Annotated in this window: 19 protein-coding genes; 10 read left to right on the forward strand and 9 right to left on the reverse strand. The window is 67.6% G+C overall.

Features of this window, described 5'->3' with window-relative positions; all coding sequences use genetic code 11:
• Positions 1–10 precede the first annotated feature (10 nt).
• From D5084_RS01425 to D5084_RS01450, 6 genes are all read left to right on the forward strand, one after another.
• Positions 11–466 carry an SspB family protein gene (locus D5084_RS01425; protein WP_128513718.1) on the forward strand — a complete coding sequence of 152 codons (456 nt, stop codon included), beginning with the start codon at positions 11–13 and terminating at the stop codon, positions 464–466.
• Positions 466–1,017, forward strand: a complete 552-nt coding sequence (locus D5084_RS01430) for a class I SAM-dependent methyltransferase (protein WP_128513719.1) — start codon at positions 466–468, stop codon at positions 1,015–1,017. Before D5084_RS01425 ends, D5084_RS01430 begins: the two co-directional genes overlap by 1 nt.
• Before the next feature lie 84 nt (positions 1,018–1,101).
• Positions 1,102–2,496: a class II fumarate hydratase gene (gene fumC / locus D5084_RS01435; RefSeq protein ID WP_128513720.1), complete on the forward strand. Its 1,395-nt coding sequence runs from the start codon at positions 1,102–1,104 to the stop codon at positions 2,494–2,496.
• Positions 2,496–2,675, forward strand: a complete 180-nt coding sequence (locus D5084_RS01440) for a DUF4169 family protein (RefSeq protein ID WP_128513721.1) — start codon at positions 2,496–2,498, stop codon at positions 2,673–2,675. The genes fumC and D5084_RS01440 overlap by 1 nt, the downstream gene beginning before the upstream one ends.
• A gap of 47 nt (positions 2,676–2,722) precedes the next feature.
• Positions 2,723–2,953: an N-(5'-phosphoribosyl)anthranilate isomerase gene (locus D5084_RS01445; RefSeq protein WP_128513722.1), complete on the forward strand. Its 231-nt coding sequence runs from the start codon at positions 2,723–2,725 to the stop codon at positions 2,951–2,953.
• A 91-nt stretch (positions 2,954–3,044) separates the two neighbouring features.
• On the forward strand, positions 3,045–3,263 hold the full coding sequence (locus tag D5084_RS01450; protein WP_128513723.1) for a ribbon-helix-helix domain-containing protein: 219 nt from the start codon (positions 3,045–3,047) through the stop codon (positions 3,261–3,263).
• Here D5084_RS01450 and D5084_RS01455 read toward each other — a convergent pair.
• From D5084_RS01455 to D5084_RS01460, 3 genes are all read right to left on the reverse strand, one after another.
• Positions 3,248–3,928: a DUF1638 domain-containing protein gene (locus D5084_RS01455; protein ID WP_128513724.1), complete on the reverse strand. Its 681-nt coding sequence runs from the start codon at positions 3,926–3,928 to the stop codon at positions 3,248–3,250. The two genes, D5084_RS01450 and D5084_RS01455, sit on opposite strands and share 16 nt — an antisense overlap.
• Before the next feature lie 6 nt (positions 3,929–3,934).
• Positions 3,935–4,093 carry a hypothetical protein gene (locus tag D5084_RS18510; protein ID WP_187644450.1) on the reverse strand — a complete coding sequence of 53 codons (159 nt, stop codon included), beginning with the start codon at positions 4,091–4,093 and terminating at the stop codon, positions 3,935–3,937.
• A 75-nt stretch (positions 4,094–4,168) separates the two neighbouring features.
• Positions 4,169–4,867, reverse strand: coding sequence for a corrinoid protein (locus D5084_RS01460; protein ID WP_128513725.1), 699 nt, complete (start codon positions 4,865–4,867; stop codon positions 4,169–4,171).
• Positions 4,868–5,024: 157 nt separating this feature from the next.
• Here D5084_RS01460 and D5084_RS01465 point away from each other — a divergent pair, with 157 nt between their 5' ends.
• Positions 5,025–6,110, forward strand: a complete 1,086-nt coding sequence (locus D5084_RS01465) for a PA0069 family radical SAM protein (RefSeq protein ID WP_128513726.1) — start codon at positions 5,025–5,027, stop codon at positions 6,108–6,110.
• Positions 6,111–6,189: 79 nt separating this feature from the next.
• Here the strand turns inward: D5084_RS01465 and bmt are convergent, their stop codons facing one another.
• The 3 genes from bmt to D5084_RS01480 form a co-directional block, all read right to left on the reverse strand.
• The gene (gene bmt, locus D5084_RS01470; RefSeq protein WP_128513727.1) at positions 6,190–7,200 is read right to left on the reverse strand and encodes a betaine--homocysteine S-methyltransferase; all 1,011 of its coding nucleotides are present in this window, start codon (positions 7,198–7,200) and stop codon (positions 6,190–6,192) included.
• 12 nt (positions 7,201–7,212) lie between these two features.
• On the reverse strand, positions 7,213–9,072 hold the full coding sequence (locus D5084_RS01475) for a phosphatidylglycerol lysyltransferase domain-containing protein (RefSeq protein WP_128513728.1): 1,860 nt from the start codon (positions 9,070–9,072) through the stop codon (positions 7,213–7,215).
• 131 nt (positions 9,073–9,203) lie between these two features.
• On the reverse strand, positions 9,204–9,518 hold the full coding sequence (locus D5084_RS01480) for a DUF1476 domain-containing protein (RefSeq protein ID WP_128513729.1): 315 nt from the start codon (positions 9,516–9,518) through the stop codon (positions 9,204–9,206).
• A gap of 190 nt (positions 9,519–9,708) precedes the next feature.
• Here D5084_RS01480 and D5084_RS01485 point away from each other — a divergent pair, with 190 nt between their 5' ends.
• Both D5084_RS01485 and purS read left to right on the forward strand, forming a co-directional pair.
• Positions 9,709–10,461: a phosphoribosylaminoimidazolesuccinocarboxamide synthase gene (locus tag D5084_RS01485; protein WP_128513730.1), complete on the forward strand. Its 753-nt coding sequence runs from the start codon at positions 9,709–9,711 to the stop codon at positions 10,459–10,461.
• Between the two features lie 71 nt (positions 10,462–10,532).
• Positions 10,533–10,772: a phosphoribosylformylglycinamidine synthase subunit PurS gene (purS, locus tag D5084_RS01490; protein ID WP_128513731.1), complete on the forward strand. Its 240-nt coding sequence runs from the start codon at positions 10,533–10,535 to the stop codon at positions 10,770–10,772.
• Positions 10,773–10,797: 25 nt separating this feature from the next.
• Here purS and D5084_RS01495 read toward each other — a convergent pair whose 3' ends face one another.
• From D5084_RS01495 to D5084_RS01505, 3 genes are all read right to left on the reverse strand, one after another.
• Positions 10,798–12,162 (reverse strand): cytochrome P450, encoded by a 1,365-nt coding sequence (locus tag D5084_RS01495; protein WP_128513732.1) that lies wholly within the window; start codon positions 12,160–12,162, stop codon positions 10,798–10,800.
• Positions 12,159–13,376 (reverse strand): hypothetical protein, encoded by a 1,218-nt coding sequence (locus tag D5084_RS01500; protein WP_128513733.1) that lies wholly within the window; start codon positions 13,374–13,376, stop codon positions 12,159–12,161. Before D5084_RS01500 ends, D5084_RS01495 begins: the two co-directional genes overlap by 4 nt.
• Before the next feature lie 64 nt (positions 13,377–13,440).
• Positions 13,441–14,196, reverse strand: coding sequence for a cytochrome c biogenesis CcdA family protein (locus D5084_RS01505; RefSeq protein ID WP_128513734.1), 756 nt, complete (start codon positions 14,194–14,196; stop codon positions 13,441–13,443).
• Between the two features lie 112 nt (positions 14,197–14,308).
• Between D5084_RS01505 and D5084_RS01510 the strand changes: the two genes are divergently transcribed.
• Positions 14,309–14,539 (forward strand): sulfurtransferase TusA family protein, encoded by a 231-nt coding sequence (locus D5084_RS01510; protein WP_128513735.1) that lies wholly within the window; start codon positions 14,309–14,311, stop codon positions 14,537–14,539.
• Positions 14,540–14,566: the final 27 nt, after the last annotated feature.

The following is a 14,566-nucleotide window of genomic DNA, read 5'->3' on the forward strand; positions in this document are numbered from 1 at the left end:
GACGGCGCCCATGGCACGCAGCATCGACTATGGCACTCTCATGCACCGCGCGATGCGGGGCCTGATCCGGTCGGTCCTGACCGAGGTGGCCGAACACGGGCTTCCGGGGGCGCATCATTTCTTCATCACCTTCGACACCACGCACCCCGATGTGCAGATGGCCGACTGGCTCAAGGAACGCTATCCGACAGAGATGACCGTCGTGCTGCAGCACTGGTTCGAGAACCTGTCCGTCACCGACGACGGGTTCAGCGTGACGCTGAACTTCGGCAACAATCCCGAGCCGATGGTGATTCCCTTCGACGCGCTGCGCACCTTCGTTGACCCCTCGGTCGAATTCGGCCTGCGGTTCGAGACGCAGGAGCAGGACGAGGACGAGGAAGAAGAAGAGGATATCGAGGTCGAGGAAGAGCCCGAGCGCCAGGCCGCCGAGGTCGTGTCCCTGGACCAGTTCCGAAAACACTGATGAGCGACCTCGCCCTTTTCCGTCGCAGGCTGCTCAAGAACCCCCGTCAGGTCTCGGCCATCGCACCGTCCTCGCGCACGCTGGCGCGGGCGATGACCCTGGGGCTTGGCCCGAACAGCGGCCCGGTGGTGGAATTCGGCCCCGGCACCGGACGGTTCACCGAGGCGATCCTCGCGCGCGGCGTGCCCCCCGAAAACCTCACGCTCTTCGAGTTGGACGAGGAATTCGTTGACCACCTGCGCAAGAAGTTCCCCGGCGTGACCGTGCATCAGCGGCCCGCGCAAGAGGCCGCCCGGCTGGTCGAGCCCGGGGTCGGCACGGTGATCTCGGGCCTGCCGCTCCTGTCCATGCCGCCCGATGTGCGCGAAGGCATTGTCAGTGCCGCCTTCGCCATCCTCGCCCCGCGCGGCCACTATGTGCAGTTCACCTATGGCCCCCGCCCGCCCTTGCCGCCGGAAACCATCGAGGCCCTGCGCCTCAAGGTGAACAAGGGCCACAAGGTCTGGGCCAACCTGCCGCCCGCAACGGTCTACCGCTTCCGCCGGGCCTGAGATTTCGGTATACCATTGCATGCCGGATTGATTTTCCGCGCTCCCGGCGCTATGGGACGCGCGAGAGCCTGCGAGGAGCCCCCCATGACCGCGACCCGTACCGAAACCGACAGCTTCGGCCCCCTTGAGGTGCCCGCCGACAAGTACTGGGGCGCGCAGACCCAGCGGTCGATCATCAACTTCCCCATCGGCTGGGAACGCCAGCCCGTCCCGATCATCCGCGCGCTTGGCGTCATCAAGCGCGCCTGCGCCGTGGTGAACATGGCGCAAGGCGACCTTCCGGCCGAGCTTGGCAACGCCATCGTGGCCGCCGCGCAAGAGGTGATCGAAGGCAAGTTCGACGACAACTTCCCGCTGGTCGTCTGGCAGACCGGGTCCGGCACCCAGTCGAACATGAACGCGAACGAGGTGATCTCGAACCGCGCGATCGAGATGCTGGGCGGGGTGAAGGGGTCCAAGAAGCCCGTCCACCCGAACGACCATGTGAACATGGGGCAGTCCTCGAACGACACCTTCCCCACCGCGATGCATGTCGCCATCGGGATGCACAGCCGCGATGTGCTCTTGCCGGGGCTGGAGAAGCTGTCCAGGGCGCTCTGGGCGAAGTCCAACGAGTTCAAGGACATCATCAAGATCGGCCGCACTCATACCCAGGATGCGACGCCCCTGACGCTTGGCCAGGAATTCTCGGGCTATGCGACCCAGGTGGATCGCGGGATCGAGCGGGTGAAGATGTGCCTGCCGCACATCTACGAACTGGCCCAGGGCGGCACGGCGGTGGGCACCGGGCTGAACACCCGCAAGGGCTTCGATGTGCGCGTGGCGGCCGAGATCGCGAAGATCACCGGCCTGCCCTTCGTCACCGCCCCGAACAAGTTCGAGGCGCTTGCCGCCCATGATGCGATGGTGATGTTCTCGGGCGCGCTGAAGACGGTGGCCGCCAGCCTGTTCAAGATCGCCAACGACCTGCGGCTTCTGGGCTCCGGCCCCCGCTCGGGTCTTGGGGAACTGATCCTGCCGGAAAACGAACCCGGCTCCTCCATCATGCCCGGCAAGGTCAACCCGACCCAGGCCGAGGCGCTGACCATGGTCTGCGCCCATGTGATGGGCAACGACGCCGCCGTGGGCTTTGCCGGGTCGCAGGGCCATTTCGAGCTGAACGTCTACAACCCGATGATGGCCTACAACGTGCTGCAATCGATCCAGCTTCTGGGCGATGCGGCCTCCAGCTTCACCGACAACATGGTGGTGGGGACGCAGGCCAACATTCCGCGGATCGAGAAACTGATGAAGGAATCGCTGATGCTGGTGACGGCACTTGCGCCGACCATCGGCTACGACAACGCGACCAAGGTCGCCAAGACCGCGCACAAGAACGGCACGACTCTGCGGGAAGAGGCGATCGCTTTGGGCTTTGTCGATGGCGAGACCTTCGACCGCATCGTGCGGCCCGAGGACATGGTCGGCCCGAAGGGCTGATGAGCGAGATCGTCAACCTCCGCACCGTGAAAAAGCAGGCGGCCCGCAAGGCCGCCCGCGCGGCTGCCGATGTCAACGCTGCAAAGCATGGCCGCACGAGGGCCGAGCGCGATCTGGAAAAGACCCGCGCCGAAAAGGCCGCCCGCGACCTCGACGCCCACAAGCGCGAGACCGAGTAACCCGGCGTTAACCCTGCTTTGGCAGGGTTCTTGCAGGAGGTGCGCCGATGACCCTACTGCCTGACGTGATTTCCCCAGAGAAATGGATCGTCCACCTGTTCTCCGCCAAAAGCGTTGCAGAAGGCGGAACCGTCCGCCGCAAGGTGGCCGACGTGGAACGCCTGATCGGTCGCGACCGTTTCCTGCATGAAGTCCGCCGCCGCGGCTTCCGCGTGGTCGAAAACGCCGGACAATTCATTGTCTTCTGCAACCGAGAGCCGGTCTATGTCCTGAACTGACAGCGCGTCCGGGTGCAAAACTTTTCGAAAAGTTTTGCAAAATCCTTCGAAGGATTTTGTCCCCGCCCAGCCGTTCCGCTACGGTCGCCCCATGACCAACCGCCCTGCCAAACACTCCCTCACCCTCCGCGGCCACCGCACCAGCGTCTCGCTTGAGCCCGAATTCTGGGACGCCTTCCGCGCCATCGCCGCCGAAAGGAGCACCCCCCTCAACGCCCTGGCCGCCGAAATCGACGCCGCCCGGCGCAACGACGAAGGCCTCGCCTCGGCAATCCGGGTCTTCTGCCTGAACCATTACAAGGGAAGCTGATCCACGCCGCCGTCATCACCGATTTCGCGCTGACCGGCCACGCGCGCAAGGGTCGTCGCCAGATCGCCATAGCCGGTGAACCGCCGCTCATAGGCCAGCCCGAGCCGCGCGGCGCACTCCTCGGCCTTGGCATCCAGCGCGGGGTCATCCGTCTGGGCCTGATAGACCAGCTTGCGGTAATTGCCGAAATACATGTCGCGCAGCTCGGGATGCCGGTCCAGGCCCATCGGCTTCCAGACAAAGGCATCGAACTGCCGCACCAGGAAATCGGTCAGGTAGAAGGCGTCGAACTCGGTCTCGGCCCGTTCGGCAAAGGCCGCATTGCCCTCGAAGAAGGCATAGCAATGCGGCCCCTCCACCATCTCGACCCCCAGCCGGTCGCAGGCGGCCTTCAGCAGCCCCCCCGTCCCGCAATCGGCATAGACCACGAACACGGTCTCGTAATCGCCCCGCGCCGCCGCCACAGCCTCCTCGACGGCGGGGATGATCCGATCCGGCCAGAGATGCAGCTTGGCGGGCAGGCATTGCAGGTCCAGATGAGTCCAGCCGTTCGCCGCCTTCAGCGCCAGGATCTCATGCGCCAGCGCGCCGCAGGCGATCAGCAGGATGCGCCCGGACCGGGCTGGAGCCAGCCCGGCTTCGGACAGGGTGACGTCATCGATCACGGAAGATTACCGGCTGACCCGGGTCCAGGTCAGGATCGCGCTGGCCGACAGGGCGGCAAAGGCCAGAGCGGCGAAGGGAACCCCGGTCCAGAGCGCCAGCCAGATGGTCAGACCGGCCGCAACGATGACCAAGGCGATCAGTCCAAGGAAATGGGTCAAGGGCATTGTGTGTCTCCCTGACAGCAATCTGCGCCCGGGAAGGGCGCATGACAAGCCCCTCCCGAATCACGGTGGCGTGCGTCAGCCGTTCAGCTGGTTGTGCTTGCGCGCGACGAACTGCTTGGCGGTTTCCACCGCCACGGCAGCATCGCGGCAATAGGCATCCGCGCCGATCGCCTTGCCGAACTCCTCGTTCAGCGGGGCGCCGCCCACCAGCACGATGTAATCCTCGCGCAGACCCTTTTCCTTCATCGTGTCGATCACGACCTTCATGTAGGGCATCGTCGTCGTCAGCAGCGCCGACATCCCCAGGATATCGGGCTTCTCGGCTTCCAGCGCCTCGATGTATTTCTCGACCGAGTTGTTGATCCCCAGATCCTTCACCTCGAAGCCTGCGCCTTCCATCATCATCGCCACCAGGTTCTTGCCGATGTCATGGATGTCGCCCTTCACCGTGCCGATCACCATCTTGCCCATCCGCGGCGCGCCTGTTTCCACCAGCAAGGGCTTCAGGATCGCCATCCCCGCCTTCATCGCATTGGCGGCCAGCAGAACTTCGGGCACGAACAGGATGCCATCGCGGAAGTCCGCTCCCACGATCGTCATCCCCGCCACCAGCGCCTTGGTCAGAACGTCATAGGGCGTCCAGCCGCGCGCGATCAGGATGTTGACGCCCTCTTCGATCTCTTCCTTCAGACCGTCGTAAAGGTCGTCATGCATCTGCAGCACAAGCTCGTCATCCGAAAGTTCGGACAGGATGATCTCGTCGTCGTCGGCCATGGGGCGCGCTCCAAGCGGAAGGGTTTTGCATGGTGATGGTCGCAAAGCGACGCACCCACTATTCGCCAAGCGACATACACCGGATGAAAGCCGACAGAAAGCCGTCGCAGACCGGAAAGCTGTGGCAAATGTTTTTGTTTCGTTCTAGACTTCGGCCATGACCAGACGCGCAAGCCTGCTTCCCGGCCAGCGCCTGCGGGCGCGCGGGGCCGATACCAACCGCGCCGGCCGGTATGAGGCCACAGACCGCGAGGCTTTCGACGACGGCTGGGACCTGCCCGAGGACGAACGCCTGGTCGCGACCGAAGTCCGCATCGAACGGCCCCGCTCGGCGCTCAGCTTCAACCGCTCGCCCGACCTGCCCTTCGACCGCTCGATCAACCCCTACCGCGGCTGCGAACACGGCTGCATCTACTGTTATGCCCGCCCGACACACGCCTACCTGAACCTCTCGCCCGGGCTTGATTTCGAAACCCGCCTCATCGCGCGCCCCGGGATCGCCGCCGTGCTCGACAAGGAACTGCGCCGCCCGGCCTACCGGGTCGCCCCCCTGGCCATCGGCACCAATACCGACCCCTACCAGCCGGTGGAGCGTGACCATGCCATCATGCGCGAGGTGCTCTCCGTCCTGGCTGCCTTCCGCCACCCGGTCTGGATCACCACGCGCGGCACCACGATCGAGCGCGACATCGACCTGATCGCGCCGATGGCGGCAGAGGGGCTGGCCTCGGTCTCGATCAGCGTCACCACTCTGGATGCCGATCTTGCGCGCAAGATGGAACCGCGCGCGCCGGCCCCGCGCCGCAGGCTGCAGATCATCGAACGCCTCGCGCGCGCGGGGATCCCGGTGCGTATCCAGGTCTCGCCGCTGATCCCCGCCCTCACCGACCATGAACTGGAGGCCGTGATGCAGGCGGGCCGCGACGCCGGGGCCACGGCGGCGAACACCATTCCGTTGCGCCTGCCGCTTGAGGTGTCGACCCTCTTCCGCGACTGGCTGGAGGCCACCTTCCCCGACCGAGCCGCCCGGGTCATGGGCCGGGTGCGAGAGTTGCATGGCGGGCGCGACTACGACCCCGACTTCGGCACGCGGATGCGGGGCCAGGGGCTCTGGGCCGACCTGATCCACCGCCGCGCCGATCTTGCCCGCAGGCGGCTGGGACTCAGCGAAGGCCTGCCCGCCCTGCGCTGCGACCTCTTCCGGGTGACGCCGCGCCCGGGCGACCAGTTGACGCTGTTCTGACCGGCTTCGACCGGGGCCAAATCTTTTCGAAAAGATTTGCCAAAATCCTTCGAAGGATTTTGCGCCCAGGCCCGCCCGTTCAGCCCCGCCGTCCCCGACGCTCCCGCTTCGCTCCGGCATCGTCCCCCGTCCCGTCCGAGGCCGAGGAGAACGCGCCCAGCTTGGCCTGGATCACCTCCAGCGAGGGGCGGTTGCCCTTGGGACGGCTCTCCAGCGCCACCCGCATCGCGCGCAGGTGTTCCGGCATCGTGCCGCAGCAGCCGCCGATGATCCTGACACCCGCGTCGCGCGCCATCACCGCATATTCCGCCATCAGTTCCGGCGTGCCGTCGTAATGGATGTGGCCGTCATGGTACTTCGGGATGCCCGCATTGCCCTTGGCGATGATCGGCCGTTCGGTGCCCGTCGCCGCAAAGCCCAGCACCGTGCGCATCAGGTCGGACGCGCCCACCCCGCAATTGGCGCCAAAGGCGATCGGCGGGTTGACCAGCCGTTCGACCATCTCGGCCATCGCGGCCGAGGTCGTGCCCATCATCGTCCGCCCTGCCGTGTCAAAGCTCATCGTGCCGCACCAGGGCATGTCGGCCCGCAGCGCCGCATCGGCTGCCGCCCGGTATTCCTCGGGCGCCGAGATCGTCTCGACCCACAGGACATCCGCGCCCCCCTCCTTCAGCGCCTCGGCCTGTTCGTGGAAGATTTCCACCGCCAGCGCATGGGTCAGCGTGCCCATCGGCTCGAAGATCTCGCCCGTCGGGCCCATCGAGCCTGCAACGACCACCGCTCGCCCGGCCTTGTCGGCGATCTCGCGGGCCAGTTCGGCGCCGACGCGGTTCAGCTCGCGCACCCGGCCTTGCGCATTGTGCAGCTTCAGCCGCGCCGCGTTGCCGCCGAACGTATTGGTGAGGAACAGGTCCGACCCGGCCGCGACGGCATCGCCATACAATTTGCGGATGTTTTCCGGCTTTTCGACGTTCCAGAACTCCGGCGGCTCACCCGAGGACAGGCCCATGTTGAACAGGTTGGTCCCGGTTGCGCCATCCGCCATGATCCAGTCACGGGCGGCAAGCATCCGGGTCAGCGCGTCGGTCATTTCGGGCATCCTTCAGGCCTGCATATCCCCCTCCCTCTGCCATGGGTTGCGGCGATAGGCAATTTCATATTCCTCATCATGACCGGTGGTCCGCCTCATGCTGGCAAGCTCTCGCGGATGGCAGACGCGGCGCCAGATCTCGGCCCCGACGATCGCAAGGGCGGGATAGGACGGTGCTGCGATGTAAAGACGCTGCCAGCGCGGCGCGAAGCCGGACTTGAACTGGTCCAGCCCGCGCATCGCTTCGCCCGCAAGGCGCCGCCCCAACCGCGCGATCGGGCCGGTCTCCCCGCCCCGCGCCCCGATCGGGACGGCGGCCAGCGACAGATGCTGCACCCCCTTCTCCCGCGCCGCGACAAGGGCTGCCAGGATCATTGCCTGCGCCGTGCCTTCGGGGGCTGTGGGCCCGGGGCGCAACAGGTCCAGCGTCCAGACCTGATCCGGCCCGATTCGGGTCGCATGAAAGCTGACAAAGCCCACCACCTCGCCACCCGCGCGGGCCACGACGACGACCTGGCCCGCCAGATAGTCCGGGTCGAAACGCCCCATGGCAAAGCCGCGCTCCTTCCCGCGCGCCCGGATCCAGGCTGCGTTGAGCCGGCCCAGCGCAGCCCAGTCCGGCCGAGGCTCCACCGCAGCGGTCACACCCGCCGCCTCGGCCCGCCGCAGCTTGCGCCTGAGGCCCGCGCGCGCCGGGACGTCCAGCCGGAACGCCATCGGGCAAAGCCAGGCCTCGCGCGCCACGGGAAGCACCCGCAGCCCCGCCCGCCGCGCCGCAACCGCCTGTCGACCGGACAGCTTGTACAGGACCGGCCAGCGCCCTTCCTCCCGCGCCGCGCGGCAAAAGCGCGCAAGGTCCGCCACTGCCGACAGCGCGACCAGCCCATGTGCCGTCCGCCCGCCGACAAAGCCTTGCGGATGCGCGAAAAGCTCGCCCTGCGCGACAAGTCCCGCCTCGGCGATCTGCGGCGGCGGCACCGGGGCGCGCCGGGGCGCCCCGCGCGGCCCCGTGGCCGCCAGCAGCGCCACCCCGGCCCCGATCAGCGCGGGCAGGGCATAGGCGATCGCCCGCCAGGCCACCACAGCCGCCAGCAGCCCCGCCTGCGGCTCCCCCGGCAACAGCGCCAGAAGGACAATCTCGAACGCGCCCAGACCGGCAGGCGAGCCCGAGACCAGCCCCGCGCCCAAGGCCAGCAGGAACGCCGGCAGAAACACCGTCAGCGCCGGATCGCCCGGGATCAGCAGCCACAAGGCCACCCCCGCGGCCAGACAGTCGACCGCCGCCAGGGACAGAAGCCGCCCGATGGTGAAAAGATTCGGCACCCAGACTCGCCCCAGCGCCAGGGCCGCGCCCAGACCAAGGACCACCGCCGCCAGCCCCACAGGTGCAAGCCCGGCGAAAGGCGCATCGGGCAGAGCCAGAAGACAGACCGAGGCGAGCACCGTCCAGGCCATCAGGAACGACGCCGCCACCAGCACCGACAGCCGCATCGCGGCCATCAACCCCAGCTCCGGCAGCATCCGCCAGCGCACCAGCGCGCCGCTGACCACGCCCAGACCCACGGTCTGGCCGATGGCAATCGCCGCGACCCCCGCCCGAGCGGCGCGGCCGGGATCGACCCCGGTCAGAAGATGCCGGTGCCAGGCCCGGTCATACCCCGCCACGGCCCAGAAGCTGACCCCGGTGGCCAGCATCGCCAGGATCACCGGCAGCACCCCGATCCCGCCCAGCGCCGACAGGACCAGCTGCGGATCGACCGCCTGCACCCTTTGCGCCAGCAGCCCCAGGAACAGCGCGCCAAGGCCCGCCGTCCCGGCCAGCCGCTGATAAAGCCTTGGGCGCACGGCCCCCGCCAGTCCCTGTCGCCGCACGCCGTCGCCTCCGCCTGTCCAAGGGGGACAGGCTGCACCGGCAGGGCTGGAGATCGGGTTAACGTTTCAAATGCGCACAAAAAAGCGCGGCCCCCGCAAGGACCGCGCCCGGTGCCCGCGCTGCGACGGGATCAGATCTCGGCCAGAAGCTGCGCCTTGGCGACCGGCAGCAGTTCCTTCATCTTGGCGCGAACCTCATCGGCGCTGGCCTTGCCCGCAAGATCGGCCACGACCTTGCGCACCACATCCTCGTCGCCCGCTTCCTCGAAATCGGCGCTGACCACTTCCAGCGCATAGGCGGCGGCATCCGCCTCGGACTTGCCCATCAGCTCTGCCGCCCAAAGCCCGAGCAGCTTGTTGCGCCGCGCCTCGGCCCGGAACTGCATCTCGCTGTCATGGGCGAACTTGGCCTCGAAGGCAGTCTCGCGATCGTCGAACGTGGTCATGGGCTCCCCCAACAGTCATGGATATCCGGTCTGGCCTGCCTTTCCATATGCCCATCCCGCCCCGTCGCCGCAAGCCCCCTTGGCGCCTTTGGCCGCTCGCGCCTTGCGGGTATTGGCCCCTTGGACTATAGGCAATTTAAAGCGGCTTGAAGGATTGCCCTTCCGCCCACATCCCCGGACGAAGTGAACCATGGCACGGCGCAAGAAGGTCTACGAAGGCAAGGCCAAGATCCTGTATGAAGGGCCCGAGCCCGGCACCCTTGTCCAGTATTTCAAGGACGACAGCAGCTCTTCGGTGGCCGTGCCCTCGACGCTGGAAGGCAAGGGCGTGCTGAACAACCGGCTGTCCGAATTCTTCATGTCCGGGCTGAACCAGATCGGCGTGCCGACGCATTTCATCCGCCGGCTGAACATGCGCGAACAGCTGGTCCGCATGGCCGAGATCATCCCGCTGGAAATCGTCGTGCGCAACTTCGCCGCAGGGCCCCTGTCCGCGCGCCTCGGCATCCCGGAAGGCACGCAGCTGCCGCGCCCGATCGTCGAATACTACTTCAAGGACGAAAAGCTGAACCTGCCCCTCGTGGCCGAGGAGCACATCGTCGCCTTCGGCTGGGCCAACCAGCAGGATCTGGACGACATCGTGGCCCTCGCGCTGCGCGTCAACGACTTCCTGTCCGGCGTGATGATGGGCGTGGGCATCCGGCTGGCCGATTTCCGGATCGAGGTCGGGCGGATCTGGGAAGGCGACTTCATGCGCCTGATCGTGGCGGACGAGATCAGCCCCGACAGCTGCCGTCTGTGGGACATGCGCCAGCCCGAACGGCCCGACGGCACGATCCCCGACCCCCAGCCGATGGGCGATGTCTATACCGAACTTGCCCGGCGCCTTGGCGTCCTGCCCTCGAACGTCACCCACACGATGAAGCCCACGCTCATCAACTGAGCCGCGCCCCTTGTCCCCTGTCCGGGCCTTGGATATGGACCGGACAGCCCAGGAATACCGGAGACCACCCGATGAAAGCCCGCGTCACCGTCATGCTCAAGACCGGCGTTCTCGATCCGCAGGGCGAGGCCGTGCGGCACGCGCTGGGATCCCTGGGCTTTGCCGGAGTGAACGGTGTGCGGCAGGGCAAGGTGATCGAACTGGACCTGGCCGAAACCGATGCCGCGAAGGCCGAGGCCGAAGTGAAGGCGATGTGCGAGAAGCTGCTCGCCAACACTGTCATCGAAAGCTACCGGGTCGAACTCCTTTGACCGATGGTGGGCGATACCGCCCACCCTACAGAGAGTCCCGCGCAGGGTGGGCAATCTGCCCACCCTGCCGATTTGTCACCCGCAACCAGATCCCGTCCTTCGCCCGCACTGTCAGATGCGCCACAGGCACGGGAACCCGCTCCGGCAAAGCCTCGAACCGGAACGCCCGCACCAGATGCGCCAGCATGAGCGTGCCCTCCAGCATGGCAAACCCCGCCCCCGGGCACACCCTGGGGCCCCGCGAGAACGGCAGATAGCCCCCCTGCGGCACCTCCCCCGCCCAGCGGTCGGGGTCGAAGGCATCCGGCCTTTCCCACAACCTTTCATGCCGGTGCAGATGCCAGGGGCTGATCACCACCTGCGCGCCCAGCCGCACCTTGCGCCCCCGGAACTCCTCCGGCCGCGCCGTCTCGCGCACCAGCATCGGCACCGGCGGGTACAGCCGCAGCGCCTCGCGGAACACATCCCGAGTGAACCGCAATGACCCCACAACCCCGAACTCCGGCCGCAATGCCGCCGCCTCTGCCGCCACCCGCTCCTGCACCTCGGGATGCGTCGCCAGCAGATACAGCGCCCAGCCCAGGGCCGAGGCGCTCGTCTCATGCCCCGCCAGGAAGAAGATCGCCACCTGATCGACCATCTCTGCCGTCCCGAACGGCATCCCGGTCACCGGATCCGGCGTCGTCATGATCTTCGTCGCCAGATCGGCAGGAGCCCGCCCCTCGGCGATCGCCACCGCCCGCTCCGCCGTCAGCCCCTCGATCAACCCCCGGATCGCCCGGGCCGACCGCCTCGTCGCCCCCCGGTGCAGCCGTGGCACCCACGCGGGCAACCGCAGGAAAGCCCCCAGGTTCAGGATCGGAGCACTCCGCTGGTAGGCCCGGAACTCATGGAACACCGCCTGCGCCACCCGGTCCTCGATCGGGATGGAAAACAGCGTGCGGAAGATCACATCCGCCGCCGCATGGCTGGCGGCCAGCTCCACTTCGACCTCTCCGGTCTCCATCCGCGCCACCGCCGCCTCGGATGCGGCCCAGATGGCCGGGAAACTGTCCTTCACCCGACCGCCTTCGAACGCCGGGTCGATGATGCGCCGCTGGCGCAGCCACTCCTCGCCGTTGGTCACAAAGACCGACCGGCCCAGCAGGGGCCGCAGGCCCTCGGTCACCCGGTCCGACTTCGGGAAATCCCCCGGCCGCTCGTCCAGCACCCGCCGCACCAGCGCGGGATCGTTGCACAGATAGCTGCGGAAGAACGGCGTGCGGAACTCGGCCATCCAGGCCCGGTAGAGCCGCGCCGGCTGCGCCGAAAGGATGTCGCGCCGGAACGCCCGCAGATGCCCCCAGAGAGACACCCTCTCAGCCCGCGAGTCCGGCTTGGGCGGCGTCATGCCACGTCCCGGAACGGCGACAGCGGCGTGACGATCCGGCTGGCCGAGGGCTTGCGCCCCGCGAACCGCTCACCCAGCGTCAAGGGCCCCGCCGTGATGCGGAAATAATCGTAATCCCCCGGTCGATCAAAGGCGCAGAGATACTGGAAATGCAGCCGGAAATACCGCCGCCGCAGCGCCCGCCACCGCTCGGGGCTCAGCGTCCGCGTGAAGGCCGCCGACAGGATCAGCGGCCAGCGCTGGCCCGGCGGAGCGACCCCGCTCACCGCCACCGGATCGCACAGCGCAAAGCTGCACCCGTCGCCGGGGGCCGAGACATCCACCCAGGTCAGCTCCTCGCGCGTGGACAGATAGGCCAGGTCCCCCCGCAACCGCCCGGCCCCCGGCAGGAAGGACACCATCGGCACCGCCTGCCCCAGCGACAGGAACCCCAGCGCCGGACCCTGCGGCACGCCGTCCCGGATCAGGTCGGCCAGCACCGACACCCCCAGATGCACGCCCGAGGAATGGCCGACGACCAGCACCTCGTCCACGCCGCTTGCCAGGGCCGCCCGCAGCCGCTGGACGAAGGCGCGCAGCCGCTCTTCCAGCGCCGCCGGATAGGCCCCGCCCTCGCCCGCGGTGAACGCATAGTCGTGCATCAGGTAATAGACGAACAGCCGGTGATCCAGCCGCCGGAATGCCTCCAGCACCAGCCAGACGACCGCTGCCGCAAGCCCCCAGCCCATCCCCCGGGGCAGACCCGACCCCAGCCAGACCACGATACCGCCCGCCACCAGCGCCAGCGCCGCCTGCACCACCAGCAGCACCGCGGGATACAGCGCCGCGATCATCGGCCCCTTGCGCAACCGGATCAGCCGCCGCAACGCGCCCGAGGCGGCGTAGACCCAGGCCGTCCGCGCCAGCTGGACATAGGTGCCAGCGATGCCCCGCCGCATCGAGCCCTTGACCAGATCCGCCCAGACCAGCACCTCCACCTCGGCCTCGACGGCCCGCCCCTCGATCTCGGCGGTGACGGTCCAGCCGTAGGCTTCGCCCTGGCGCGGCTGCAACCCGATCCGATAGCCCGAGATCGCCGCCTGCGCCGCGCCCTCGGTCCGATACAGCTCGCGATAGCGGCGCGGCGGGAACGGGTCATAGCCCGGGATGTACAGGACATGCCGCCGGAAGACCTCTGCCCCGCCCGTGCTGTCGCTTGCTGTCGCCACGCCCATCCCGTCCCTCTGCCGCCGCCACCTTAACGGCAGGTAAGCGTCAGGGGAACCACGCGCCGAACGGTCAGCCCGGCAGCGGCAGACCCAGAACCTGATAGGTTTCCAGCATCCAGTAGCTGAAGTCCGAAAAGGCCCCGGTCAGAAGGGCCAGGCCGACCAGGACCAGCAGGCCCCCCATCAGCCGCTCGACCAACTTCATGTGCCGCTTCAGCTTTGCCATCAACGACATTGAATGTTCGATGAAAATCGCCGCCAGCAGGAAGGGCAGCCCCAGACCCAGCGCATAGACCCCCAGCAAAAGCGTGCCCCGCTCCATGCTGCCTTCCTGCGCGGCCAGCGACAGGATTGCGCCCAGCTGCGGGCCGATGCAGGGCGTCCAGCCGAAGGCAAAGGCCAGGCCCAGCAGATAGGCGCCGAACGCCGACCCGCCGCGGTCGCCCGCATTCATCCGAATGTCGCGGTCCAGGATCGGGATGCGATACAGACCCAGGAAATGCAGCCCGAAGGCGATGATGAGCAGACCGGACACCCGCCCCAGAAGCACCTGATTGTCCAGCACGAAGCTGCCGAAGGCCGAGGCGGTGAACCCCAGCAGCAGGAAGATCGTCGACAGCCCCATCACGAAGAACAGCGCAGGCAGGATCACCCGGTGCCGGTCCACCCCGTCGCGCATGTCGCCGACCGAGATGCCCCCCATATAGGCCAGATAGGGCGGCACGATGGGCAGGACGCAAGGCGACAGGAAGGACAGCACGCCCGCCACCAGCGCGACCAGCATCGCGGGCAGAAGGGCAGCGTCGATGATCTCGATTCCGAACATGTCCCGTCCCAGATAGCGGCTTTCCCGGCCTTCGTCACCGGGTCAACCCGTCACATCGCCGTGGCAGGGTTGTAACCTTGCCCCGCTGCCCTGCCCCGGCTACACCGCCCGCATGACGGATTGGGACGAGATGGTGGATTGCGAGGGGCTTCTCTGCCCGCTCCCCGTGCTGCGCGCACGGAAGCGGCTTCTGTCGCTTGCCCCCGGCACGGTGCTCTGCGTCCGTGCGACCGATGCCATGGCCGGGATCGACCTGCCGCATTTCTGCGCCGAAGCCGGTCACGCCTATCTCGGGTCGTCCAGCGAAGGGGCCGTGACGCTGCACCTGATCCGTCGCGGCTGAACGCAAGACGGGCGGCCGAAGCCGCCC

This window comes from Tabrizicola thermarum (genome assembly GCF_003574395.1).
Classification (GTDB): Bacteria; Pseudomonadota; Alphaproteobacteria; order Rhodobacterales; family Rhodobacteraceae; genus Tabrizicola; species Tabrizicola thermarum.

Bases quoted from the DNA above. Each gene is read 5' to 3' on its own strand.
- D5084_RS01500 (WP_128513733.1), bottom strand. From the start codon at position 13,376: ATGGGCGTGGCGACAGCAAGCGACAGCACGGGCGGGGCAGAGGTCTTC.
- D5084_RS01440 (WP_128513721.1), top strand. From the start codon at position 2,496: ATGAGCGAGATCGTCAACCTCCGCACCGTGAAAAAGCAGGCGGCCCGC.
- fumC (WP_128513720.1), top strand. From the start codon at position 1,102: ATGACCGCGACCCGTACCGAAACCGACAGCTTCGGCCCCCTTGAGGTG.
- D5084_RS01460 (WP_128513725.1), bottom strand. From the start codon at position 4,867: ATGGCCGACGACGACGAGATCATCCTGTCCGAACTTTCGGATGACGAG.
- D5084_RS01495 (WP_128513732.1), bottom strand. From the start codon at position 12,162: ATGACGCCGCCCAAGCCGGACTCGCGGGCTGAGAGGGTGTCTCTCTGG.
- bmt (WP_128513727.1), bottom strand. From the start codon at position 7,200: ATGACCGACGCGCTGACCCGGATGCTTGCCGCCCGTGACTGGATCATG.
- D5084_RS01430 (WP_128513719.1), top strand. From the start codon at position 466: ATGAGCGACCTCGCCCTTTTCCGTCGCAGGCTGCTCAAGAACCCCCGT.
- D5084_RS01480 (WP_128513729.1), bottom strand. From the start codon at position 9,518: ATGACCACGTTCGACGATCGCGAGACTGCCTTCGAGGCCAAGTTCGCC.
- D5084_RS18510 (WP_187644450.1), bottom strand. From the start codon at position 4,093: ATGCCCTTGACCCATTTCCTTGGACTGATCGCCTTGGTCATCGTTGCG.
- D5084_RS01445 (WP_128513722.1), top strand. From the start codon at position 2,723: ATGACCCTACTGCCTGACGTGATTTCCCCAGAGAAATGGATCGTCCAC.
- D5084_RS01510 (WP_128513735.1), top strand. From the start codon at position 14,309: ATGACGGATTGGGACGAGATGGTGGATTGCGAGGGGCTTCTCTGCCCG.
- D5084_RS01485 (WP_128513730.1), top strand. From the start codon at position 9,709: ATGGCACGGCGCAAGAAGGTCTACGAAGGCAAGGCCAAGATCCTGTAT.
- D5084_RS01505 (WP_128513734.1), bottom strand. From the start codon at position 14,196: ATGTTCGGAATCGAGATCATCGACGCTGCCCTTCTGCCCGCGATGCTG.
- D5084_RS01465 (WP_128513726.1), top strand. From the start codon at position 5,025: ATGACCAGACGCGCAAGCCTGCTTCCCGGCCAGCGCCTGCGGGCGCGC.
- purS (WP_128513731.1), top strand. From the start codon at position 10,533: ATGAAAGCCCGCGTCACCGTCATGCTCAAGACCGGCGTTCTCGATCCG.
- D5084_RS01450 (WP_128513723.1), top strand. From the start codon at position 3,045: ATGACCAACCGCCCTGCCAAACACTCCCTCACCCTCCGCGGCCACCGC.
- D5084_RS01425 (WP_128513718.1), top strand. From the start codon at position 11: ATGGCACGCAGCATCGACTATGGCACTCTCATGCACCGCGCGATGCGG.